The sequence below is a fragment of the Sediminibacterium sp. FW305-C-49 genome (assembly GCF_058231085.1).
The window spans coordinates 1,084,163-1,108,258 of record NZ_JBIQXS010000001.1 but is presented as its reverse complement, the minus strand read 5'-3'; the positions used below and the strand labels follow the sequence as shown (position 1 = coordinate 1,108,258).

Annotated in this window: 25 protein-coding genes; 8 read left to right on the top strand and 17 right to left on the bottom strand. The window is 41.7% G+C overall.

What is annotated here, in order from left to right; translation table 11 throughout:
- Positions 1-48: 48 nt before the first annotated feature.
- Together ACH3Z1_RS04660 and ACH3Z1_RS04655 are read right to left on the bottom strand one after the other, a co-directional pair.
- A complete protein-coding gene (locus ACH3Z1_RS04660; protein ID WP_490820694.1) occupies positions 49-780 on the bottom strand; it encodes a murein L,D-transpeptidase catalytic domain family protein in 732 nt (243 codons plus the stop codon).
- A gap of 185 nt (positions 781-965) precedes the next feature.
- Positions 966-1,544, bottom strand: coding sequence for an adenylate kinase (locus ACH3Z1_RS04655; protein WP_490820693.1), 579 nt, complete (start codon positions 1,542-1,544; stop codon positions 966-968).
- Between the two features lie 179 nt (positions 1,545-1,723).
- Between ACH3Z1_RS04655 and msrB the strand changes: the two genes are divergently transcribed.
- The gene (gene msrB, locus ACH3Z1_RS04650) at positions 1,724-2,293 is read left to right on the top strand and encodes a peptide-methionine (R)-S-oxide reductase MsrB (protein ID WP_490820692.1); all 570 of its coding nucleotides are present in this window, start codon (positions 1,724-1,726) and stop codon (positions 2,291-2,293) included.
- Positions 2,294-2,371: 78 nt separating this feature from the next.
- On the opposite strand, the gene ACH3Z1_RS04645 is transcribed toward msrB, so the two are convergent.
- The 6 genes from ACH3Z1_RS04645 to ACH3Z1_RS04620 all read right to left on the bottom strand — a co-directional run bounded on the left by ACH3Z1_RS04645 (position 2,372) and on the right by ACH3Z1_RS04620 (position 6,968).
- Positions 2,372-2,713, bottom strand: coding sequence for a hypothetical protein (locus ACH3Z1_RS04645; RefSeq protein ID WP_490820691.1), 342 nt, complete (start codon positions 2,711-2,713; stop codon positions 2,372-2,374).
- A complete protein-coding gene (locus tag ACH3Z1_RS04640) occupies positions 2,700-3,065 on the bottom strand; it encodes a hypothetical protein (protein WP_490820690.1) in 366 nt (121 codons plus the stop codon). The genes ACH3Z1_RS04645 and ACH3Z1_RS04640 overlap by 14 nt, the downstream gene beginning before the upstream one ends.
- 89 nt (positions 3,066-3,154) lie before the next feature.
- Positions 3,155-3,433 carry a YtxH domain-containing protein gene (locus ACH3Z1_RS04635; protein ID WP_490820689.1) on the bottom strand — a complete coding sequence of 93 codons (279 nt, stop codon included), beginning with the start codon at positions 3,431-3,433 and terminating at the stop codon, positions 3,155-3,157.
- A 103-nt stretch (positions 3,434-3,536) separates the two neighbouring features.
- On the bottom strand, positions 3,537-4,232 hold the full coding sequence (locus ACH3Z1_RS04630) for an FAD-binding oxidoreductase (protein ID WP_490820688.1): 696 nt from the start codon (positions 4,230-4,232) through the stop codon (positions 3,537-3,539).
- Positions 4,233-4,491: 259 nt separating this feature from the next.
- Positions 4,492-5,667: a threonine aldolase family protein gene (locus ACH3Z1_RS04625; RefSeq protein ID WP_490820687.1), complete on the bottom strand. Its 1,176-nt coding sequence runs from the start codon at positions 5,665-5,667 to the stop codon at positions 4,492-4,494.
- Between the two features lie 44 nt (positions 5,668-5,711).
- A complete protein-coding gene (locus ACH3Z1_RS04620; RefSeq protein WP_490820686.1) occupies positions 5,712-6,968 on the bottom strand; it encodes a DUF5690 family protein in 1,257 nt (418 codons plus the stop codon).
- A gap of 310 nt (positions 6,969-7,278) precedes the next feature.
- Here ACH3Z1_RS04620 and ACH3Z1_RS04615 point away from each other — a divergent pair, with 310 nt between their 5' ends.
- Together ACH3Z1_RS04615 and ACH3Z1_RS04610 are read left to right on the top strand one after the other, a co-directional pair.
- Positions 7,279-10,482, top strand: coding sequence for a WD40/YVTN/BNR-like repeat-containing protein (locus ACH3Z1_RS04615; protein ID WP_490820685.1), 3,204 nt, complete (start codon positions 7,279-7,281; stop codon positions 10,480-10,482).
- A gap of 263 nt (positions 10,483-10,745) precedes the next feature.
- Positions 10,746-12,011, top strand: a complete 1,266-nt coding sequence (locus ACH3Z1_RS04610) for a pyridoxal phosphate-dependent aminotransferase (protein ID WP_490820684.1) — start codon at positions 10,746-10,748, stop codon at positions 12,009-12,011.
- Positions 12,012-12,091: 80 nt separating this feature from the next.
- Here ACH3Z1_RS04610 and ACH3Z1_RS04605 read toward each other — a convergent pair whose 3' ends face one another.
- Positions 12,092-12,292: a hypothetical protein gene (locus ACH3Z1_RS04605; protein WP_490820683.1), complete on the bottom strand. Its 201-nt coding sequence runs from the start codon at positions 12,290-12,292 to the stop codon at positions 12,092-12,094.
- Between the two features lie 244 nt (positions 12,293-12,536).
- Here ACH3Z1_RS04605 and ACH3Z1_RS04600 point away from each other — a divergent pair, with 244 nt between their 5' ends.
- Both ACH3Z1_RS04600 and ACH3Z1_RS04595 read left to right on the top strand, forming a co-directional pair.
- Positions 12,537-13,652 (top strand): glycosyltransferase, encoded by a 1,116-nt coding sequence (locus ACH3Z1_RS04600; protein ID WP_490820682.1) that lies wholly within the window; start codon positions 12,537-12,539, stop codon positions 13,650-13,652.
- Positions 13,653-13,675: 23 nt separating this feature from the next.
- A complete protein-coding gene (locus ACH3Z1_RS04595; protein WP_490820681.1) occupies positions 13,676-14,557 on the top strand; it encodes a DMT family transporter in 882 nt (293 codons plus the stop codon).
- A gap of 63 nt (positions 14,558-14,620) precedes the next feature.
- Here ACH3Z1_RS04595 and ACH3Z1_RS04590 read toward each other — a convergent pair whose 3' ends face one another.
- Positions 14,621-15,115 (bottom strand): SixA phosphatase family protein, encoded by a 495-nt coding sequence (locus ACH3Z1_RS04590; RefSeq protein ID WP_490820680.1) that lies wholly within the window; start codon positions 15,113-15,115, stop codon positions 14,621-14,623.
- A gap of 39 nt (positions 15,116-15,154) precedes the next feature.
- On the opposite strand from ACH3Z1_RS04590, the gene mnmH reads away from it, so the two are divergent.
- Entirely contained in the window at positions 15,155-16,255 is a 1,101-nt protein-coding gene (gene mnmH, locus ACH3Z1_RS04585) for a tRNA 2-selenouridine(34) synthase MnmH (protein WP_490820679.1), read from the top strand.
- Here mnmH and ACH3Z1_RS04580 read toward each other — a convergent pair.
- The 5 genes from ACH3Z1_RS04580 to ACH3Z1_RS04560 form a co-directional block, all read right to left on the bottom strand.
- Positions 16,236-17,411: an NRAMP family divalent metal transporter gene (locus ACH3Z1_RS04580; protein ID WP_490820678.1), complete on the bottom strand. Its 1,176-nt coding sequence runs from the start codon at positions 17,409-17,411 to the stop codon at positions 16,236-16,238. The two genes, mnmH and ACH3Z1_RS04580, sit on opposite strands and share 20 nt — an antisense overlap.
- On the bottom strand, positions 17,408-18,151 hold the full coding sequence (locus ACH3Z1_RS04575) for a 5-oxoprolinase subunit PxpA (RefSeq protein ID WP_490820677.1): 744 nt from the start codon (positions 18,149-18,151) through the stop codon (positions 17,408-17,410). The genes ACH3Z1_RS04580 and ACH3Z1_RS04575 overlap by 4 nt, the downstream gene beginning before the upstream one ends.
- Before the next feature lie 44 nt (positions 18,152-18,195).
- Positions 18,196-19,176, bottom strand: a complete 981-nt coding sequence (locus tag ACH3Z1_RS04570) for a 5-oxoprolinase subunit C family protein (protein ID WP_490820676.1) — start codon at positions 19,174-19,176, stop codon at positions 18,196-18,198.
- Positions 19,173-19,874, bottom strand: a complete 702-nt coding sequence (pxpB, locus tag ACH3Z1_RS04565; RefSeq protein ID WP_490820675.1) for a 5-oxoprolinase subunit PxpB — start codon at positions 19,872-19,874, stop codon at positions 19,173-19,175. Before pxpB ends, ACH3Z1_RS04570 begins: the two co-directional genes overlap by 4 nt.
- 104 nt (positions 19,875-19,978) lie before the next feature.
- Complete coding sequence (locus ACH3Z1_RS04560) at positions 19,979-20,482, bottom strand: hypothetical protein (RefSeq protein ID WP_490820674.1); 504 nt, start codon at positions 20,480-20,482, stop codon at positions 19,979-19,981.
- A gap of 229 nt (positions 20,483-20,711) precedes the next feature.
- Here ACH3Z1_RS04560 and ACH3Z1_RS04555 point away from each other — a divergent pair, with 229 nt between their 5' ends.
- Both ACH3Z1_RS04555 and ACH3Z1_RS04550 read left to right on the top strand, forming a co-directional pair.
- Positions 20,712-21,323, top strand: a complete 612-nt coding sequence (locus tag ACH3Z1_RS04555; RefSeq protein ID WP_490820673.1) for a hypothetical protein — start codon at positions 20,712-20,714, stop codon at positions 21,321-21,323.
- 68 nt (positions 21,324-21,391) lie between these two features.
- Complete coding sequence (locus ACH3Z1_RS04550; protein WP_490820672.1) at positions 21,392-22,234, top strand: hypothetical protein; 843 nt, start codon at positions 21,392-21,394, stop codon at positions 22,232-22,234.
- Between the two features lie 242 nt (positions 22,235-22,476).
- Here ACH3Z1_RS04550 and ACH3Z1_RS04545 read toward each other — a convergent pair whose 3' ends face one another.
- The gene (locus tag ACH3Z1_RS04545; protein WP_490820671.1) at positions 22,477-23,274 is read right to left on the bottom strand and encodes a Cif family virulence factor; all 798 of its coding nucleotides are present in this window, start codon (positions 23,272-23,274) and stop codon (positions 22,477-22,479) included.
- 257 nt (positions 23,275-23,531) lie between these two features.
- On the bottom strand, positions 23,532-23,654 hold the full coding sequence (locus ACH3Z1_RS04540; protein ID WP_490820670.1) for a hypothetical protein: 123 nt from the start codon (positions 23,652-23,654) through the stop codon (positions 23,532-23,534).
- Positions 23,655-24,096: the final 442 nt, after the last annotated feature.

Genomic DNA, 24,096 nt, shown 5'->3' with positions numbered 1-24,096 from the left:
AACGAGGCAAAAACTTGTTAAAATATGATGTTCGGTTAAAACGAATGATTAAACCAGCTTTGACTGTTTTGAGTAAATAACCGCCGGCGAATAAATGAAGAGGCAGGAACCATTTTGAATGGTTTGAATAAGTTCCTGATGAATTTCCTGGGGTACTGCCGGACAACCCTGGCTTCTCCCGAGATAACCCTGTTGTTGGGCAAACCTTTCACTTGCATAATCGGCGCTGTGAATTACTATGCCTCTTTGCAAAGCCTTGTCATTAATTCCTTTTTCTTTACCGATCAGACGAAGCGACAAACCATGTTTACCGAAATAGGTATTACCAGTGGTGAAAAACCCCAGACTGCTTTGGTAGCTGCTGCTGCGATTGGAAAATTTATTGGCCATCAGTTTGCCGGAATTCTTTCCATGAGATACATATGTGTGGTATAGCAGACTATTACTGCTCATGTCTATCACAAAAAAACGTTTTTGTGTAGAGGGTAAACTAAAATCGATAACAGAAAGAACGGTATTATTCAACAGTTCTCCTTTTTCCTGGAGTTGTCTGTATCCTTTAAGTGCATATAAAAATGCCTTTCGGGAAAGCCCTAACTTTTCAAGATCCAGCGATTCATATAAACTGAGCGCTTCGTTGTTGGGTGTGACAGCGGTAACTGTTTTTTCAATGGTGGTTGATGTAACTTTTTCAGTATGAGCCGTTAATCCAAATAACAGACACATAAGAAGGCCGGAAAAAATAAAGTTGAAAAGGGAGCTTCTTTGTTTGTTCTTCATACACACGTTTTATCCGCACCACAAAAGAAGGGGGGGACGGCAAAAATAGGGTTGATGAACAATCTGAAAACCAAATACACAAAGCTTTAACAAGCTGTTGGCGGATTTGTACATAAAAAATCCCGTCATAAAAGGATATGACGGGATCGCAGTTGGTTGTTGGTTGTCAAACTTATATACAATAATTAAGACAGTCTTTGGTCGATCTCGCTGCGTAAGGATGAAAAAATTTCATCAACTGTACCTTCTCCTTTAATATGCACCACTTTATCGAAACCTGCGTAATAGTTGGCTACTACCATGGTTTTATGCTGGTATTCGGTAATTCGGGCACGAATCACGGTTTCGTTGGTATCATCACTGCGACCGCTTGTTTTACCGCGGTTGAGCAGGCGTTTCACCAGTTCTTCTTCGCTTACATCGAGTGCCAGCACCACACCAATCTCTGTATTCTTGAGTTTCAGCAACTTATCTAATGCTACGCTCTGGGCTTCCGTACGTGGAAATCCGTCAAACAAAAACCCTTTGGCCTGCGGATTTTGGTCGAGGGAAGAGCTGATCATACCAATCACCACTTCATCGGGTACCAGTTGCCCCTTGTCCATAAAAGACTTAGCTTCCAGTCCGAGAGGAGTCTGGGCTGCTATTTCACTACGTAATAAATCGCCGGTAGATAGATGTTTTAATCCGTACGTTGCGATGAGTTTCTCACTTTGCGTACCTTTTCCACTGCCGGGAGGTCCAAACAGAATAATATTAAACATGAACAAACTAACCTTGCGTGAACTACAAATATAAGCGCAACGGCTTAAAAAACATTTAACATCTCATTAAATCATTGAATAAAACCTGTTTGTAAGGAAAAAAACAAGTGTTCGTCAGTAATAAAGCAAACTTTTCGGCCCCTATAAACGTAATTTTAATGTATCAAAAGTTTTAGCATATGAAGTTGTTAGCTATGATTGCCCTGTCAACATTCATTATCCAGGGTTGTTATTCTCAAAATAACCAACATAAACAGACAAAAATGGACAGCACACAGAAAAATAATAACCCGGTATACTCCCGGACCGACAAATCGAAAGTGGTGTTGAAAGAAGAGGAATGGAAAAAAATTCTTTCACCTGAAGTTTATTATATCGCCCGCCAGAAAGGAACCGAGCGCGCCTGGACGAGCAAGTTTGAAAACTTTAAGGAAATAGGAACATACTATTGTGCGGTATGCGGTAATGCCTTGTTTAAAAGCGATACCAAATTCGACAGTGGTTGTGGCTGGCCCAGCTTTTACGAGCCCATTACAAAAAACTCCATTATTTATTTGCCCGACAATACACATGGAATGGTGAGAACAGAAGTACAATGTGGTCGTTGTAAAAGCCATTTAGGACATGTATTTGAAGATGGTCCGCCACCAACAGGTTTGCGTTATTGTATTAATGGAGTGGTGCTGGATTTTGAAAAAGCGGAAGAGGCAAAGAAAAAGTATGATGCTGGGAAAGACAAGAAGGGTTAATAAAAGAAACCTGCAGAGACTATCTGGGAAGAATGTATTATACGGTTTTTCAGAAGGAAGAACTTTAAAAGTATACAATCATTCTTCTTTAGTTATTTTAGGAATTTGCGAGATCAGACTGGTAACACCAAACATGACAATTGTACCAAGAAATTTTTTAAAAACACTTTTCGACCCGGACTCGATGAGTTTTTTGGATAAATAACCTGCGGAAGCGCCGATAAGAATAGTAGCGATGCTGTCTTTTATTTTCCCCGACTCAGCCACATTACTGAGTGTTTCCTTGATGATTTTGATCGGCCTGAAACCATCTACTACATCTTTGAAATGCTGACGTAATTGGATGCCTTCCTGCTTATGTACAGATTCCATTTCAATAATTGTCTGTTGTAACTCTCCAAGAAGATCAGGCTTTTCCATGTTTATTTTTTGAAAATATTTTTTCGATAATCAGATTGGCAAGTGGCCTTTTAATACACTTATGCATAAAGAAATAAGCAAGGATGAACAATATCAGATAAAAACCAGCAACAATAAAAAAACCATAGGATAGCTTGTCTAACAGTTCACCTAAAAAAATGGCGACACTTATTGACAACATCAGAAAAAAGAGAAGTAGTATTAAAATCGTTCCCGAAGCAGCCATAAAACCTGTAAATAATACAATGGCATCCCGAATAATTTTCAGCTTAGACAACTCAAAACTTTTTTTGCCATATAGTTCAATTTTTTCAATCAGCTTTTCAATCGTAATATCAGAATCTGTGGTCATGGTTTTTAAATATTAATGCCTGCTCAACAATCGGCTTAACTTTAGCTGATAAGCTTCCTGTATGTTGCAGGCATATGATTTTATTCGTTTTAATGGATTGCAGCGCGTATCTCGTCTTCTGCTTTTTCGAGTTTTACCTCACCATTGGCAGCCATTTTTTTAGCTTCGGTTTTTATAGACTCTAATTTTTTGCTGATAGCGTCAATAAAACTGTCGAATTTATCGCTCAGTTCATCTGTGTAATCGTTGCCCTTGTCAACAATTTTCTTTCTTGTTGCTGAACCCTTATCGGGAGCAAATAAAATACCCAATGCAGCACCCACCACCGCACCAGCCAAAACGCCCACCAAAACTTTTCCGGTCTTCATAATTTGTGTTTTTGTAATAATGATTAATTAAAGGCAAGGTGGTTATAATTCCCCGATTGTCTCTTACATCATGCATCAAAAGAATTGTATATCTCACAGGTGTTTATTCAAGAATAACCGGATTGCCGAATATCTTTTCAGTAGTAATACAATCTTCGGCCACACCCAGCTTCATTAGTTGTTCCTGAACAGCATCCATCATACCAGGGGGACCACAGACATAGTATTTCCTGTTTTTACCGCCATTATTTGCGCCGATAAAATTTTCGGTGATCTGCCCATTCGCATAGCCCGGTACTTTTTCTTCAGAAAGTATATTGATAAAATTGGTACCAAGTATGGTGCGAAACTCTTTCTCGAGAATAATATCAGCCTTTGTTTTGTTGGCATATATAAGCCTGTTACTTCCAACCTGCTCAATAGCTTTGAGCTGTCTGAAAATGGAGATAAACGGCGTTACTCCGGCTCCTCCTGCTATAAAAACACCCTCACCTGTATACTTCAAGGTTCCAAAAACGCCATGCAGTACAAGGTTGTCGCCCGCTTTAAGGCCGAGTAGTTTTTTAGTAAAACCATTGTGATCAGGATAGGTTTTAATGGTAAACTCGAGCAGGTGTTCTGCAGGTAGAGAAGTAAATGTAAACGGACGCATCTCCGATGTATCTTCAGACTCAGGTATCGAAATATCGGTAGCCTGCCCGGGGAGAAATATAAGATCATGAGGTTTTTGTGTAACAACCCTGATCACATCTGGCGTCAACGGTTCGATGCTAATAATTTTTACAATAGTATCTTTCATAGTTATAATAAAACATTTCACGGTTTCAAGACGAAACGTGCTAGCTTTTCACTATTAAAGATTGGAAAGAAACAGATAGAACAGTTGTAATAGTCAGACAAAGAGTTTCAAAATTCACAGGTTTACTGATTAATCAGAGTGTTTATACACCCAGGCAACAAAATGTGTAAAGAAGGAACATTCTTCTACTCTCTGCAATAAATTGTGAAACCCCATATTTGCACCCACGAAGGAGGCTATACAAATACAGGTGGAATACTTATACCACGGCTTCATTAAACGCCTTTACTATCTCTCCCAAAGACTGGTATAACAATGTTTCATTTACGGAGATGAAAACCTCGTTATTAGCATCGGGTCTCCCCAGTCGTATATTAAATTGTTGATTGAGCTTGCTTTGAAAATTTTTGCCATCAATATTTTTAGCGAGCGATAATCGATAAATATTGGTGCCGTTATCCAGGGGTTTCACCGTAACGTGACCTGTTTTATTCAGCTCAGTAAAAAGTTGTTCGCCTCTTACCTTTGCATCTGTAAATCTTTTTTCAACGCCTTCCATTCTATGCAGTGCCATAGCAGCATTGGTCCAGTTACCGTACATGGAACCACCATGTATTTTAATGAGGTGAGTCATTTGATCAATGACAGCAGCATCACCACAAAGAATAGCACCCGCACTTGCACCAAGGTATTTATACAGTGAAATATAAACGGAATCGAAATACTGACTATACTCTTTAATCGAAACACCCGACCATGCAGCGGCCACATATAAACGTGCACCATCCAGGTGCATGGGTATTTTTTTCTCCAGACAGTATTTTCTGATGCGTTTGATTTCTTCCAGCGGAATCATTCTGCCATCAGCTCTTCTTACCGGGTTTTCAATGGAAACCGCACCGATGCCTGTATTAAAAGCTTCGGCAGTGCTCATTTCATCAATGGCTTTTTGTAATTGTGCAGCAGTAAAACAGGTTTCATCTTTAGCGAGCGGCATCAGTCTTTTCTGAAAGACCGTTTGTCCGGCATCTGCTTCATCGCGATACACATGACTGGTTTCCTGTACAAAAACCTTACTCCTGTTACCACTTAATACAGCAATGGCGAGTTGATTAGCCATGGTGCCGCTGGGCATGAAAATGGCTTTTTCTTTACCGGTAAGCGCCACAAACTTTTTTTCTAAAGCCTCTACTACTCCACCAACACCGTAGCGGTCTTTTACTATGGCAACAGTTTTATCAGCTTCCTGTAATACACGTATATAATCTGAAGGCTCATACATTTCACCATCACCAAAAAATTTTACCACAGGCTTTGCGGGTAAATCGATTTCTGTTTGGTGCTTACTGGCTAATAAACCCGACAATGGTAATACTGCCGGAATGGCAAGACCGCCTGAACTGCGTAGAAAATTTCTTCTGTTGATGAACGACATAAAACTAAAATTGAAATATGGTGAACAGAACACAGATTACTTGCTTATTGCGCTTTCTTTTTCCAGAAATACCATCCCGCATAAATGGTAATCACCACACCTACCACCGATAATATCATTACACTGTTAGAAAAGAAAGCCACCCAGTTCAATTGCACTTTAAAAATTTCTTTGCTGAGCAAAACGCCCACGCTACCTAAATAGCCAAATGAATCGGCGAGATAAATTAAAAAGCCAACGTTACCGGTAAACCGGAAAGCAGCAATCATTCTTTCAAAGAAAACAGAATTGAATGGAATGTATACCATGTAAAGACCAAGTCCAACAAGAATCATCCACCACATGGGTGGTATCATTTCTTTGGTGAAGAGCCATGTGCTTAAGCCAGCCAATACAAATCCCAATGCAATCAACACATGTGCCACCATCAGGGCTTTGAAACTGTCTTTTATCATGACCATGCTGCCGATCAACACCAGTATGATGAGTGTGATGGGGGTTTCTGTTTTGGAGAAAATGGCAGGCTGGTTCAGGTAACCCATTTCCTTCCACATATCGGCACTGAAATTATCGCGGATATCACGAAACAGCGTAGCAAAAGCATAGATTAAAACACAGGCAATAATGCCGGGAAGAAACTGTTTTACAAATGTCTTGCGCTGCTCTGCACTCATGGGTGTGCGGCTCATACGGGCCATTTCATCCTGCGCATCGGGCGGTGGAATACGTTCCATCAGATAAATGAATAACAGCAGTGGTAAGGCAAATACCAGCCCGGTACAAAAAGGAACCCAAAATTCGGAGATGCCGGATTGTATCAACCATCCTCCCACCGACTTTACAAAACCGGAAGAGAAAATAAAACTTACTGCCAATGCAGCGCCAATAAAATCAGTACTTCTTCTTCCCTCTACATAGGAAAACACCACCCCCCATAACATACCCAATGGAAAACCATTGATAAATAAAAACGGAATATTATACGGTGCGGGTATCAGCGCAAAACATAACCAGGCCATCCAGGCAATGCCTACCAGAATGAGTATGATTTTATTGCGTCCGAATCTTTTTAGTTCAGCGATGAATTTGATGCCATAGAATTTGGCTGCGAGGTAACCCAGCATCTGGCTGAGTACGAGAACGGTTTTATAACTGAGGCTTCCGACTGTCATACCATCGAATGTGCAGACGGTAAAAGATTTCCGGAAACCAAAGATCATAGTATAAGTAAGAAAAGCTGCCAATGCCGCATAGAGGCCTACTTGTACAGGAGATCCTTTTACAAAATGGTTTTTATTCAATCGTTGGAGTTGAAGTTTAAATATAAGATGAAAGTCCGAAAGTCGGGGAGACCGAAAGTCGTCAAGATAGTTGATTTACTAAGCCGCCCTCCGTGTAACTCCGTGCCCTACTCTGTGAAACTCAGTGGTAAAAACCACAGAGGTAAAGGAGTTAGGTACGGAGTTACACGGAGGGCTTACTACTAATGTATCTTCTTCCGGACTTACGGACTTGCCGACTCCCGAACTCTTTGCTTTTTCAACCAACCATCCCTCATATTTGGCAAACTGGGCTGCTTTTCGGAAATTCCGAACTCCAAAAACCAATTGAATGAGAAAACTACTGTTTGTTGCAATGCTTTTCAGCACTGCAATATCTTCATTTGCCCAACAGGCAGACCTTTCCAAACACTTTAAAAACCTGAAACCCCGCAGTATTGGTCCGGCCGGTATGAGTGGCCGTGTTACATCTATTGATGCAGTATGGGCCAATCCAAACATCATTTATCTCGGCACAGCCAGTGGTGGTGTATGGAAAACCGAGAATGGTGGTGCCAGTTGGGAATCAATTTTTGATGAGCAACCCATTCTGAATATCGGTGCTGTAGCCATCACACAAAGTAATCCAAGTGTGGTATGGGCAGGTACCGGTGAGGGTAATCCGCGTAACTCCATTAGTCTTGGCGGCGGATTGTATAAAAGTATTGATGCTGGTAAGACCTGGAAAATGGTGGGTCTGGAGAAAACCAGTAATATCCATCGTATCATCATCGACCCAACAAACCCCGATGTAGTATATGTAGGTGTTATTGGTAATCCTTTTGCGGCGCACCCAGAGCGTGGTGTGTATAAAACAACGGATGGTGGTATTACCTGGAATAAAATTCTGTATACCAATGAAACATCTGGTGTGGGCGATATGGTGATGGATCCATCCAACCCCAATAAATTATTTGTAAACATGTACCAGCACCTGCGTACACCCTGGAGTTTACAGGGCGGTGGTAAAGGCAGTGGTTTTTATGTAACATATGATGGTGGTAAAAACTGGACTAAACTGGGTAAGTCCAATGGATTACCTGATGGTGATTATGGCCGTATTGGTATTACCATTGGTCGTAATGATCCCAAGCGTGTATATGCAATGGTAGAAGCTACTAAAAACGGATTGTATAAAAGTGAAGATGGTGGACATAACTGGGAGTTGGTAAATAGTGAAGCCGGGGTTGTAACCAATCGCGCGTTTTATTTTCAGGATATAGCAGTTGATCCAACCAATGAAAACAGGTTGTATAATATCAACCAGATTATTACGGTGAGTGAAGATGCGGGTAAGACTTTCAAAACAGTCATACCCTACGCAGGTATTCACCCCGATCACCATGCATTCTGGATTCACCCTAAAGACGGCAATTTTATTATTGACGGAAACGATGGTGGTATTGCTATTACGCGTGATCGTGGTAAGAACTGGCAGTTTGATGAGAAATTACCACTCGGACAATTCTACCATATCAATGTAGACAATAATATCCCATACAATGTAATGGGTGGTTTACAGGATAACGGAAGCTGGCATGGTCCGGCATATGTATGGAGACAAAGTGGTATACGTAATGCATTCTGGCAGGGTGTAGCAGGTGGTGATGGTTTTGATGTAATGCCCGATGCCGAAGATCCAAACTGGGTATATTGTATGAGCCAGGGTGGAAGTGTGGGTCGTTATAATATTGCAACAGGTGAAAGATGGAGTATACGTCCTCCAACAACGGCAACAGGTATACGCCAGCGTTTTAACTGGAATGCAGCCATTGCACAGGATCCTTTTGATAAGAAGACCATTTATTATGGTAGCCAGTTGTTGAATATGAGTACCGATAAAGGTGCTTCATGGTCGCAGATTTCCGGTGACCTCACCACAAACGACAGCGCAAAAATTGACCAGAGTAACAACGGTGGTTTATCAGTAGATATTACCGGCGCAGAAAACCATTGTACCATATTGGCCATTGAACCATCAGCCAAACAGAAAGGTGTGATCTGGGTAGGAACCGATGATGGCAATGTACAGTTAACAACAGATGGTGGTAAAACCTGGACCAATTTCCGTGGTAAAATTCCCGGAATGCCAACAGGTGCATGGGTGCCACAGATACGTGCATCACGCCACAATGCCGGAGAAGCTTATGTGGTGGTAAATGATTACAGAAGAGGAAACAATAAACCTTATTTATTCCGCACCACTGATTTTGGTAAAACCTGGACCAATCTGGTAGATGAGAAGAAAGTAACCGGTTATACTTTATGCGTAATTCAGGACCCCACAGAACCCAACCTGATTTTTGTAGGAACAGAACAGGGATTGTTTGTGAGCCTGGATTATGGCAACAGTTTCCAGCAGTTTAAAAACGGATATCCTTCTGTATCAACCTATGATATGGTGATACAGGAAAGAGAAGCCGATCTGGTCATTGCCACATTTGGTCGTGCTATTTATATTCTGGATGATATCAATCCGCTTCGTAAGCTGGCTGCTAATAAGGGGCAGGTGTTCAGTAATAAGATCACAGCATTTGCGGCACCACCTGCTTACCAGGCCAAACGTAAACTTGCATCAGGTATTGAATATAGTATCTGGGGAAGTTATGAAGGCGAGAATAAAAGAGCTGGAGCACCTATCAGTTTCTTTGTGAGCAAAACAGCAAGTGATACAGGCAGAAACAGAATAAGTGATACCGTAACCCTTCGTATATATGATTCAAAAAATGAACTGGTGCGTACCCTTCGTACCAGGGCCGATAGTGGATTCAATAAATACTATTGGGGAATGGAAGGAAGAGGTGTGCGCATAGGCGGCGGCGGTGGAGGCGGCGGCCGAGGTGGAGGAGGTGGTGGAAGACCCGGTGGTGCTCCTGGTGGTGGCGGTGGATTCAATGCTGAGCCTGCTGGTTTACCGGTTGACCCGGGAACTTATAAAGTGGTATTGACTTTGGGCAGAAACCTGAGTGATAGTACCATGGTCGTGGTAAACGATGATCCATATGCACCTACACCGAAAGAAGTGCGCGATGCTATTCGTAAAGCCAATGACAGGTTGAATAAAAGTATGATCCGCATGGGCGACTTGAACGACAGGATGGTAGATGCAGAAACGATTCTTAATAAAATAGAAACGGCCTTGCCAAGTCTTGATGCAAAAAGAGCAGATACCATACGTAAAGCCATTAAGCCTATCAGAGATGGCTTAACAGATATTCGTACCATGCTCAATGGTAAACCACAAACCAAACAGGGCTATGGTAATATTCCACAGGTAACTGTAAATGGAATTTTGGGAGAAGCACGCCAGACTGTGATGGGCAAAACAGCAATGCCAGGAGAACAGGAAGACAGATTAATGAAAGTGGCAGAAGATAAAATCACCGAAGTCATCACTAAAGCCAATGAATTGTTTGATGCCAAATGGAAAGCACTGCGTGCCGTGGCAGATACAATTGAATTGAAATTGTTTAAGGATTATAAGACACTGGAGTAATAAATAATCTTTGATTGATTTAAAAGGCCGCAATTTTTTGCGGCCTTTTAAGTTTTCATAAGCCGCAGATTCGCAGATTAATTCAACTAAAAATCTGCGAATCTGCGGCTTTACTATTCTGATTCTGCAGTACCTCACGCAAAGCGGAAAGATGTCAGCTATTCACTTCAACATTCGATATTCAATATTCGCCATTCAATATTTTATCCCTTCACAACCCATCGGAAAAACTTAGTTTTGCGGCCGGATCAAATACTTGAATTATGAGCGCACCGAAACTGAGTCATTTAGCGGAAACACTTTCAGGAAGTGAAATCGTAAAACTGGGTAATGCCATCAGTGAAAGAATCCGTAATGGCGAGAAGATTTATAACCTTACCATCGGTGATTTTGATCCATCCGTTTTTCCTATTCCAACTGAACTGGAAGAGCTGATTATTGACTCCTACCGTAACCGCAATACCAGCTATCCTGCAGCAGAAGGGGTATTGGATCTGCGTAAATCGGTCTCCACATTTATCAAAGAATGGGAAGGACTTGATTTTGACACCAGCGAAATTCAGATTGCATCAGGAGGTCGTCCACTTATTTATACTTTATTCAAAGCCATTGTTGACAAAGGCGATAAAGTAATTTACGGTGTACCATCCTGGAACAATAATCATTATACACACCTGACAGATGCTGAACACTGTGTAATTGATTGTTCACCTGAAAATGATTTTATGCCTACTGTTGAAGATGTGCGTAAACACATTTCAGGAGCCACGCTTATCTGTATTTGTACGCCACAAAATCCAACAGGCACCACGCTGAAAAAGGAAAGCATGGAAGCCATCTGCGATCTTATACTGGAAGAGAATGCCAAAAGAGGTGAAGGACAGAAAAAATGTTACCTGATGTTTGACCAGATGTACTGGACACTCACATTTGGTGATACCATACATTACAATCCACTCGCTCTCAGACCCGCTATGAAAGAGTTTACCATATTTATTGACGGTATCTCTAAAGTGTTTGCTGCAACAGGTGTTCGTGTAGGCTGGGCAATGGGTCCGGCAACAGTGATAGCCAAAATGAAAGCTATACTGAGTCATGTGGGAGCATGGGCACCCATGGCTGAACAAAAAGCGGTGGCGAAATATTTATTGCAGAAAGAAAATATTCAACGGTACCTGCAACATTTCAAAGCAGAAATAGAACTTCGTTTAAGAAATATACATGATGGTTTTAAAGCGCTGCAACAAAAAGGTTATAGTGTAGATGCGATAGCCCCGCAGGCTGCTATTTATCTTACCATCAAACTTGATCTAACCGGTAAAATAACAGTAGAAGGAAAAAAACTGGAAACGCAATCAGATGTCACATCATACATCCTTGCAGAAGCCAAACTTGCTGTTGTTCCCTTCTCAGCCTTTGGTGCCGGCCCCAATAACCCCTGGTATCGACTGAGTGTTGGCACCTGTAAAAAAGAAGAAATTGCGGAAATGATCGGAAAACTGGAAGCGGCGTTGGAGAAACTTAGTTAAGCTGCTAGCTTCCAGCTACTAGCTACTAGTGAATTGTTTATACAAAATCTTCTAGCAGCCAGTAGCTAGAAGCTAAAAGCTCAATTCAAATTATTCACAAACACAAACGCCTTCATCTCCCTTTCCTTTAATATACCCTGCATCAGGTGAGGTTTACTGATGATTTTACGGCGGTTGATATCAAGTATTTCGTGGGCCACACAGAAGTTGGGCCAGCTTTCGGTATGATATAAAATGGTATTCAACAGGTTAACCTGACGATCCAGTTCAGACTGAGTCATGTGGTCGTTTTTACAAAGCAGCCATAGGTCCCTGTTCATATCTTTCATACCAGAACAATGGTTTAACGAACATTGTTGGGGCAGTTGCAACCTCCTTTACCGTTTCTTCCTTTCTGGAAAATACCGCATGAGCTGCCCGCTAATGCAATAACTAACAGTAAAACGATTATTTGGTTTATTTTCCGTTTCATATTTGATGTTCTAAAGTACATCATTCATCCAGAAAACAAGAGCCGTATCAGTTTTGTCTGCCGATTTTAACATACAAACCATACTGGTGGCCCCGCTCGACTGGGGCCTGGGTCATGCGACCCGCTGTATTCCTCTGATCCGTGCACTTACTGATCTGGGTCACCGGGTCATTATTGCAACTGATGGCCCCCAGGAAAACCTGCTTAAAAAAGAGTTCCCGCAACATCAATTCCTGAAGCTTCCTGGTTATCAGATACGATATAGTCGTTCAGGGGGTTGGCTGCCTTTTAAAATAATACAGCAATTACCGGCTTTGTGGCAGGCCGTTCAAAGGGAACACCAGTGGTTACAGAAGGCAATAAACCAGCATGATATAGACCTGGTCATAGCTGATAACCGTTATGGTTTATGGACAAATACCATCCCTTCTGTATTCATCACACACCAACTTACCATTAAAGCTCCTTATGGCTGGCTGGAAGAATTGATTCAAAAAATAAATTATCGTTATATCAATCGTTTTACGATATGCTGGGTACCTGATATAAAAGAAAATGACGGCCTGGCGGGCACACTATCGCATCCCATCAAGAAACCAACAATACCGGTTGAATACCTGGGCTTACTTACCCGCTTTCAGGGGAAAGCAACAATTGATAAGAAACAGGTTACCGTGCTGCTTTCGGGCCCCGAACCACAAAGAACATTGTTGGAAGAAAAAATAATTGAACAGGCTAAACAAACGGAACAGCCAATAACATTGGTACGCGGACTGCCAGCAGCAAAGCAGGAACTTATCTTACCATCTTATATACAGCAGTTTAATCATCTTGAAACAGAAGACCTGCAAAACCTGCTGCTTCAATCTGAAATGGTCATTGTACGAAGCGGTTATAGTAGCGTAATGGAATTGATGCAACTGGAAGTAAAAACAGTGCTTGTTCCTACACCGGGTCAGACCGAACAGGAATACCTGGCGGAAATATTGCAGGAGAAAGGTTTTGCTGTTCAAATGATGCAAGCGGATTTTGACCTTACAAAAGCCATTGCCCTGGGCCGGTCTCATGTTTACCGTTTTCCCCAACTTTCATCTTTTGATAGGCAGAAAATGAAATGGTTAATCAGCGCTATTTCAAATCATCGTAATTCGAAAAAACAAGGCGAGTAGAAAAAACTATTTTTGAGCTTTCTATGACCAAAAATACAAAAGCACATCTTGCGGTTTTGGGAGCCAACCTCATTTTTGGATCGGGTTATGCCGTGGTTAAAACAATTACACCGGAATACATAGCCCCATTTGCCCTCAATGTAGTGCGTGTATTATCGAGTCTTGTTTTATTCTGGTTGGTATTCCTGATGAATCCGGGTAAAGCAGGAATCGATAAAAAAGATTTGCCACGTTTTCTGCTTTGTGCAGTAACAGGTGTAGCCATTAACCAGTTATTCTTTATCAAAGGACTTTCGCTTACAACTGCTATTCATAGCTCTTTGCTGTCGCTGGGCACGCCCATTTTTATTACCATTATTGCAGCCTGGCTACTCAGAGAAAGATTAACCATGCAGAAACTTATTGGTTTGGCATTGGGTATTGGTGGAGCTGCCATGCTGATTCTATCAAAAGACCAGCAGCAAAACGGGAAAGATGTATTACTGGGCGATCTGATGATCATCATCAATGCTATCTCTTATGCTTTTTATCTTGTTCTTGTTCGCCCATTGATGGAAAGATATAAACCCATTCATGTATTAAGATGGGTATTTACATTCGGCACATTTATGATTCTGCCCTTTGGTATAGAACAGTTTATTGATACAGACTGGCAGGCATTTGGAACGGCACAATGGATAGCATTATCGTTTGTGGCCTTGTTCCTCACGTTTATTGCTTATCTGTTGAATGTATATGGACTGGCAGTGCTCAGTTCTTCAGCAACAGGTTCGTATATTTATACCCAGCCTGTATTTGCCGCTATCATAGCCATGATTTTTATGGGAGAACATTTCACCCTAACCAAAGGACTGGCAGCACTTTGCATTTTTGCAGGAGTATTCGTGGTAAACAAGCGGAAATAAATTTGGGATGTCTGATCTCAGATGTCTGATTTGAAATATACATCCGACATCAGCGATCTGACATCATATATCTAATTTCGGGTAATCAAAAAACCAGAAGCGCTTTTTTGCAGAATCAAAATCTTCCCAGCGATCGCTTTCAATTTGTATGGCGAAAATGCCACAGGTTGGCATATTATCAATATGTGTTTCAGTTAAACTGTTTGCAAAATCTGTGATACCAGGGTTGTGCGAAAAAACAGCCACAGTATCCATTTCAGGTGAAATGTTTTTAATGACTGTAAAAAAAACAGGCGCTGGTGCATGGTATAATTCGGGAAAGAGCAGGATATTTTTTTTTGTTTTACCATAGGCTTCTGCAAAATAAACGGCCGTAGTTAAGGCTCTGTTGGCGGTGCTGGACAGAAAAGCCTGAATCGCCACACCCCTTGCTTTCATTTTTTCTGCCATACGTGGCGCATCCCTATGACCACGGTCATTCAAAGGGCGTTCAAAATCGCTTGTAAAAGCATTGGCCCAACTGCTTTTTGCATGACGTATGATCAAAACCTGTTTCATTGCTGAAAAGTTACAATAAAGTCCGTTTACTTTGTATATATGCCGATCACCCGATTACTGATAGAAGACTTTATAACACAGGCAGAGGGACAGCCTATCTTCGACGTAAGAAGTCCGGGAGAATACGACCATGCACATATACCATCGGCCAATAGTTTGCCTTTGTTTACCAATGAAGAAAGAAAAGTAGTAGGAACGGCTTATAAACAGGAGAGCAAAGAAAAAGCCATTAAAATAGGGCTCGAATATTTTGGTCCGAAAATGGTAAAAATGGTGGAGGAAGTAGAACAGGTTATAGAGAAGCGCCATACAAAGGAAAAAAAGCAGCCGGCAGAAAAGAAAATATTTGTGTATTGCTGGAGAGGTGGCATGCGAAGTGCAGGTGTGGCCTGGCTACTAGATCTCTACGGTTTTAAAGTGTATACACTGGTGGGTGGATATAAAGCATACCGTAACTGGGTTTTAAAACAATTTGAAAAAGAATATCCCATATCTATTATTGGTGGTTATACAGGAACCGGCAAAACAGAAACCCTTCATCGTTTACAAGCCATGAAAGAAGCTGTCTTGGATCTGGAGGGAATAGCCAGTCACAGAGGCTCGGCTTTTGGCAGCCTGGGTCAACCACCGCAACCCAAACAGGAAATGTTTGAAAACCTGCTGGCAACAAGATTGTATGAATTGATGGTATTACAACAGGTCACACATATCTGGACCGAAGACGAGAGCCAGCGTATTGGTGAAGTGAATATTCCGATAAAGTTTTATTCATTCTTAAGAACTAGAAACCTGTATTTCATGGATGTTCCTTTTGAAGAAAGGGTAAACTACATCACGGAACAGTACGGGAAGTTTGAAAAAGAAAAACTCATCAGTGCAACGGTACGTATACAAAAACGATTGGGCGGACTTGAAACCAAAACAGCGGTAAACTGTTTAATAGAAGACGATATTAAAGGAGCATTTGCCATACTACTCAAATACTACGACAAGTTCTACAATAAGAGTATGCACAACCAAAGAGAAAATGTGGAACTGTTGATGCACAAAATAGAGATGCAGGAGGTAAACCCTTCGATGAACGCGGAACTGGTCAAACGGGCATACAGGAATCGTGTTCCTAGCTCAGCCAGCCTTTGATGGTAAGAAAACTCATATAAGTCATTAATCCCACAACGATCCAACCGAAAATGGTTAACCACGCAGGATGTGAATACCCATCTATTTTTTTTCTGCGGATAACCAACAGCATTACTGCAAGCGCAACGGGCAAAATCAAACCGTTTAAAGCACCCACGGTAACAAGAATTTTTACAGGATTTCCAATGAATACATAGATAAGACCCGATAAGAGGATAAAAGCAGTAATAAGCCAGCGATAATTTTTTTCAATCCATGGATGAAAAGTCCGTAGAAAAGAAACAGAAGTATAAGCGGCACCCACAACAGAAGTGATAGCGGCGCACCACATAACCACGCCAAAAAAGCGATAGCCCATTTCTCCGGCAGCAATTTTAAAAACAGAAGCAGGTGGATTGTTTCCGTCCAGCAGATTACCCGCACTCACTACACCCAATACTGCTAGGAATAAAACAATACGCATGATGGCCGTAACACAAATACCGGTTACGGCACTTTTTGTAACAGCCGGAACAGCATCCACACCCTTAAAACCGGCATCAAGCAAACGATGACCGCCAGCAAAACAAATATAACCACCCACCGTTCCACCCACTAATGTTACAATGGCTTTAGCATCAATGCTGAGTGGTATAAAACTGCGGTACAGTGCATCTGTTAAAGGGGGCTGCGAAATAATGGCTACATACAATGTAAGCAGCACCATGATGATACCCAGTATTTTGGTAAAAGCATCCATGATGCTTCCAGCCTCTTTCATCCAGAAAATAAACAGGGCAATACCACAACTGATGATAGCGCCATAAATATTGGGCAACCCTGTCAACACTTCAATACCCAAACCACATCCACCAATATTCCCGATATTAAATGCAATACCACCGATCAGAATAAGTGCAGCAAGACCATATCCCAGACCGGGTAACATGTCGTTTGCAATATCCTGTGCACGTTTTCCGGTGACTGATAGTATACGCCAGATATTTACCTGCGCAATAATATCGAGCAGAATAGAAATAAGGATCACAAAACCAAAACTGGCCAGTAATTTTTCTGTGAAAACAGTGGTTTGTGTGAGAAAGCCGGGTCCAATGGCAGAAGTAGCCATCAAAAAAGCGGCACCTGTAATCGCTGTATTTTTTGGTATTTTTTTCAAGGATGAAAAGATCGTAAATCTATCTGATGTTTTTGCAGCAACTGGTTAATTTGTCGGGCGAATAGTACAGCTTGTTCGCCATCTCCATGAATACAAATAGTGTCGCAACTGATGGGTATTGTTTTTCCATTGATGCTGGTTACTTCTTTTTTAAGGATCATCTGTAAAACCTGTTGTTCTGCATCTTTATGATTTGTTATGAGTGCATTGGCCTGTTTACGTGGGGTGAGCGAGCCGTCATCCTGGTAAGTTCTGTCGGCAAATACTTCACCGGCTGTTTGGAGACCAATATCTTTTGCTGCCTGAATACTTTCACTGCCACTCAATCCGAATAAAACCAATTGATCGTCAATTTCATAAACAGCATTGGCGATGGCAGCAGCAAGTGAATAATTCTTAGCCGACATATTATACAGGGCTCCGTGTGGTTTTACATGTTTGAGTTGACCACCCATCGCAAAAACAAGATCAACTAACTGGTATACCTGTTCGGAGACAATGGAAACAATATCTTCTTCCGGAAAATCCATTTCTGTTCTGCCAAAATTCTCCCGGTCGGGGAAACCGGGGTGAGCGCCAATGGCTACATGGTGTTGCAATGCCAGCTCAATGGTTCGACGCATCGTGTCTTCATCACCTGCATGAAAACCACAGGCAATATTGGCACTGCTGATCAATGGCATCAGTTCAGCATCATTGGCCATGCCTTCACCCATATCGCAGTTGAGGTCGATGTACATGATAGGAGATTTAGGATATCAGATCGCCGATGTCGGATATGATATCATACATCCGACATCGGCGATCTGATATCTGCCATCTGTAATTTACAAGCAATTTCTGTTTGTGTCAAATACAAATCCAATTCCTTGAGCCGGTTATGTGCTTCTGCGATGCTAATTTCTTTGAAACGAATAGTTTCACCCGGTTCAAATTGAGCGAGTTTTGGAATATCGGCACTGATAACATGACCGATTCTCGGATAACCACCAGTAGTTTGGTGATCGGCCATTAACACAAGTGGCTGTCCACTGGGTAACAACTGTATGGTGCCTTTGGTAACAGCCGTAGAAATAAGCTCCGTGGGTTCTGTAAGAAAAACAGGATCTCCGGTTAAACGATAACCCATGCGATTACTGTTATTATCTACCTGGTAAGTATTCTGTTTGAATTGATTGCTCATTGTCTCATGCAGGAGCGTCCACTCTTTGCCAGTGGTAAAATGAATGGTTTTATCAGACAGATCAATCGGAGATTGAACATACCAGGAGCAAATACTCGTAGCAGGTATTGTTTTTGAGAATAATTTTTTATAACCCAGAACAGACCCCGTTGTTAAAACTTGTCCGCCATGATTCAGTTGTACATGAGTACTGATACTGTTGAGCCAGGGTATTAAATCGAAACCATGCTGAACAGCCAGATAGATACGTGCGCCGGAAATCTTTTTCTGAAAAGAAAGTTGGCTGCCTGCTTTTGCAAATACGGTTCTGTTTACAGGAACTGCTGTGTGTTTATCTAAACAGGCAACCACATCAGCCCCGCTAATGGCAAAACAGGTATCTTTTTCAAACTTCAGTATAGGAGCCGGCCAGTGCATTTCAATTACTGCCTCATGTTGATCATTTCCCACCAATGCATTCGCCAATCGCATGGAAACAACATCCATTACACCAGTAGGATTAATACCCAGGTGCTGATGGCCATACCTTCCCCGATCCTGTATGGTATCCAGTAAACCTTTTTTAACGACTCGGATACTCATGCGGAAAAATTTTCAAGGGGAACCGGATAAAACTGTACTTCATCACCCGGTTTTAATAAACAGGGATTTTCTGCCTGCACATCGAACAGGGAGACGGATGTTCTGCCGATTAATTGCCAGCCACCAGGCGATTCGAAAGGATAAATGCCGGTTTGATGACCGGCAATGCCAACACTGCCGGCAGGTACTTTTTTACGGGGACTGGCATGACGCGCTGTTGCAATACGATCATCTACGGTACCCATATAAGCAAAACCCGGTAGAAAGCCATTCATAAATACACGGTATGTTTTCTGCGTGTGTAATGTGATTAGTGTATCGATATCTATATGATGCTGTTTGCAAAGAGTTTCAAGATCGGGCGCCAAGGAAGGATGATAACAAACAGGTATGCGAATAATAGTAGCGGATGAGGTAACCTCTATATTTTCCGCTTGCTGGAGAGCAGTGGTACAGTATTCACGAATAAGAGATGCGGGATCTGTCTTGCATTTAATGAAAGCCAGAGGATTGTATACAATTGTAACACTACTATAAGCAGGAATAATGTCGAGTATATATGGTTTTCTGTTTTCCTGAAGCTTCTGGAACAGATAAATGACAATGCGATTAATGTTTATATCAATCTGCTGTCCAAAATCAAGTGTAAAAGCATGATCACCACAGGCAAAAAACGCATATGCAGGAGAAATACGCATGCCACAATTTAGTACATAATCTTTGCTATCCCTCTCTCCCAGTTCTCTTTGCTCACCTTGCCCCGGATTTAAATCCGGGGCAAGGTGAGCAAAGAGAACTGGGGTTAATTACCCAGGTATTTTTTAGCGATTTGTTTTTTTGAATCACCATCCCAAAAAACAGAAACAACATAAAATCTTTTTCCATCATTAAATAACTGAATACTGTTGATGCCCTGCACCTGTTGAGCATTGCCGTTTACCGTGAAGTCAGACTGATATGTAGAAAACATATGTGTTACAGCCCCATGTGTTTCTGTAATACGGTGTAATTCTTTTTCAACGAATCCTATTTCCTGTAAACGTTTGCCGTTTCGCTCAATATATTGTTCGGGTGTAATGGTGCGGATAATGGTACCGCTGTCTTTATGTGGAACAGCCGTCATCATATGGGCATCTTTTCCAAAGAGGAAACGAAAACGATCCCAGTCGCGGGCCTTATTGGTGGGTCCGGAAATCACATCATACAAAGCTTTAACAATGGCATCGGCAGAATGTACATCCTGCTCATATTGTGCATAGCTGTGTATGCTAAAAAACAAAGCGAGTACGAGGAGGGCTTTTTTCATATCGGCATATTTTAAACAAATTACAGATTAGGGTTTTGTTTAAGAAATGTAAAATACCAGGAAAAATCCCGCTCAAATAAACCAGAGCGGAGTCTGCTTCGTACATATCAGGTTTTCTTTTACCCCGAAAGCATTGATAACAAAGCGGTTCAGCCAAATTTTAATTTTTGGCACGGTACTTGAAAAGATGAAACTGTAACACCAATTGATCACCAAAAATCCATCTATCATGAAAACAATGATGAAAACCACAGCAGCATTAGCCGGTCTTTTCTTCTTTCAGACCGCAGAAGCACAATTAGGATTGGGTGTACGCAGCACTACTACTGCCACCACACGTGCAACCGTAAATGCTACCAGGGCTACTACTGCAGCCACCAATGCCGCAGTAAGAACAACAGCCACTGTTGGTAAAGCGACCAATGCAACTGTTAACGCTACAAAACAAACAGCGTTGATGGCAAATGAGTCTGTTCAGCGTGTAAAAACCAACACAAATGTGAACGCGAGTGCAGACGTAAAAACTTCATCACAGGCTGAACTCAACAGTAATGCAGGTGGAGAAGACAGAGGTCTGGTACGTGCTGGTGCCCGCTCTGAGGCTGAATTAAACGCCAGTGCCAATGCTAAACTCCCTTTACGTGAAGGAGCTGAAATGGTAGGCGAGAAAAAAGAAATGGCCAAAGACAAAGTAGCTGACGCAAAAGTAAAAGCAGAAGCTGCCAAAGAAGCCAGTCTGAACAAAGCAGCAGAGGCTAAAGCAAAAGCCAAAGAGGTAAAACCATCTGCTTCTGCAGCCGCTGAAGTAAAAGCAACCGGTAAAGTAAAATCCGGCAGCTAACAACTATCCCACACACCTTGTACATTTTTGAAAAGCCGCTGACTTAAAACATACTAAAACGAATTCTTATGAAACTGTCCAAAAGCAGGCAAATGCTTTGGCTAGCCATTGTATTGCCCATTCTTTCACTGGCCCAGGAGGCGGGTGAAGAAAAACAAACAAAGAATGAATTCAATGCCTCTTTTAATTATCAATCGGCCCTGCATTTTTTTGGCCGCACAGATAGTTTACGAAGCAGTGGGTTATTTCCAACACTTGGATTTCAGTTAAAGAATGGTTTATATGCCCAGGGCAATTTTATATTCGTTCAAAACAGTATGCAGTCAGCGGCTTATACAGGCGCTACCATGGAACTGGGTTATCGTTTTCCGCAGACAGATCACTTTTCCGGTAACCTGTTCTTTTCACGCTTTCTGTATAAAGACCAAAGTATGCTGGTACAATCTGCATTGAAATCACAGACCGGAGCCAACCTCAGTTACCTCAATAAGGTGTTGAACCTGAATGGAGGCATCAGTCTGATGTTCAGCGATAAAACAGATGTGAATACGAGTTTGGGTGTAGATCATTTATTCATTTTCAATAAAGGCATGAACAACGCTGCCGTTGCATTGGCTCCATCTTTCACCGCCAATCTTGGTACACAACAGTTCAGCAATACTTACCTGGAAAAAAAGAATGTATTGGGTATACCGGTAACACAGCAAACAACTGAAAACGTTACCCAATTCAACATATTGTCCTATGAATTAGCCATGCCGGTTGTGTTTGTAAAAGGCAAATGCAACCTGGCCATAACCCCCGCCTATGTGATGCCACAGAACCTGGTAACCGTTGCAGGCAGACCCGATTTATCGGAGAGAGGAAAGAATATGTTTTATGTAACGCTGTCGGCAGGCATTAGGCTGTAAAATGATGAGTATCGAATAATGAATGTTGAATTTCCAATGATAGTGTTCTGTTACCATTTGTGTACAACTTCGACATTGGATATTCAATATTGAAAATTCGATATTAAAGAGTCTCTCTGTTTTCCATAGGTTTCCCGCCAGGGAAGAGCCCGGTAGTCTTGCCGGGCTTTTGTATTAGTGAGTAGTGAGTAGTCAGTAGTGAGTTGGTGATGTATACACTCACTGCGACTACTCACTATTCACTAAACCACCTGCAGCAACAACACCCAACCCGATGCCTGTTTTGCCCATATCCGGAGATAGGGGCTTTTATCTGATTTGCCGTAGGTGAAAGCGAGATCATGGGAAGAAGCGATACCGCCATTTACATATTGAAGAATGGGGGTTGTGGGACTGTTTTTTAATAGATTACCAATATCCCTAGCACCCATTACCGGCGCATGATTATTTATATTGAACCAGGATTGGGCAGTAAGGTAAGGGCCATAAGCTGCATTTCCTTTTTCTTTTAATTCTTCGTTGAGTTGCCGATCAATGTTTTTTACCTCTTCCAGCGTAAATGTTTTTGTGCTTACCTTTTTCAGATCAAGTTCTGCCGCATCATCAGGAATAGACCGTGTATTTGTATAACGTATACCCATATCGGCTAACACTTTCCATTCACCCTGTTGATTAATATGCCATACGCTGCTGTATTGTCCGCGGCCGCTGATGGTATCTTTGTCAGATCTCCGTAAATGATAAGGTCCGGTGGTAAAACCAAAATCGCCGGATGCGCTGATGACAGCATATTCGGGACCCCATTTGAGTGATGCAGCATTACCCGGCGATTTACGATGGAATTCAATTCCGTTTACGGCATCTGCGGCAGGAAAAATCACACCTGTACTATCGAGGAAGTGTAAGAAGCCATTTTTGATGCCGTTAGATAAAGTATAAGAAGAAAAAGAGCGTTCTGAGTGAATTAGGGCTGTGATATTTTTTTGTGCCTGACTCGATACACTCAAAAAACATAAACAATAAAAAAACCAATACTTCATTGCAGTAATTTTTTATAAAACTAAATGGAGCCGAAAAAGGAAAAGAACAATAATCGATGAGTGGTCTAAAAATGAGAACAGGTTACACACTTGTTGTGTAACCTGTTGCTCTGCTTCTAACATACTGCTTATAAAAACCCAAACTTGCCTAATGTTGGTCTCGCCTGAGGCGAGATAGATTCAGGAACACTGTCCTGAAGCCCTTTTCAGGGGCCCTGCTTACGGGCAGGGCCGGTATATTGCTATCGATTCCTGGATTAAAGAGCTGTCGCTTTTTTACCACCAGCTATCACTGCAATAATCAGTGCCGTGGTAATGAATTTTCCTTTCATGTTTTTTCTTTTATTGATGTTGGTAACATGGAATTTGCCAATAAGCATTTCTGCCGTTATCAAACCTTGTCGTGGCGCATTTCATGTGCTTTATTTGTTTGTTTGATGATGCAAAAATGCATTGGAAAAACAGCCTGTTCAACCGCATATGAATGTGAAAGATGCGGCCTGCATGATTGTGCCGGAATGCTTTTTTAACATGCAATTCTTTTCATCCTCATTTCCTGCCGCTTGTCAGTGAAACACAGGTTTCATGTTAAAAAAAGCATCACATATCTATGTGGTTTTAGCAGTAGAAATTTTGGGAATGCAGCAGGGAGTGGTAACTTTAAAAGAGGGGAATGGTGAATCGTCAATAGTGAATATATGTGCTGGTTGTAGCTATTCACTTCTGGGTTTGTTTTAAGGCTGGTTAGTACAGTCTAATTTATCTATCCCCCATTGACGATTGACCATTCACCATTCACGAACACATCATTATGCGATAGGT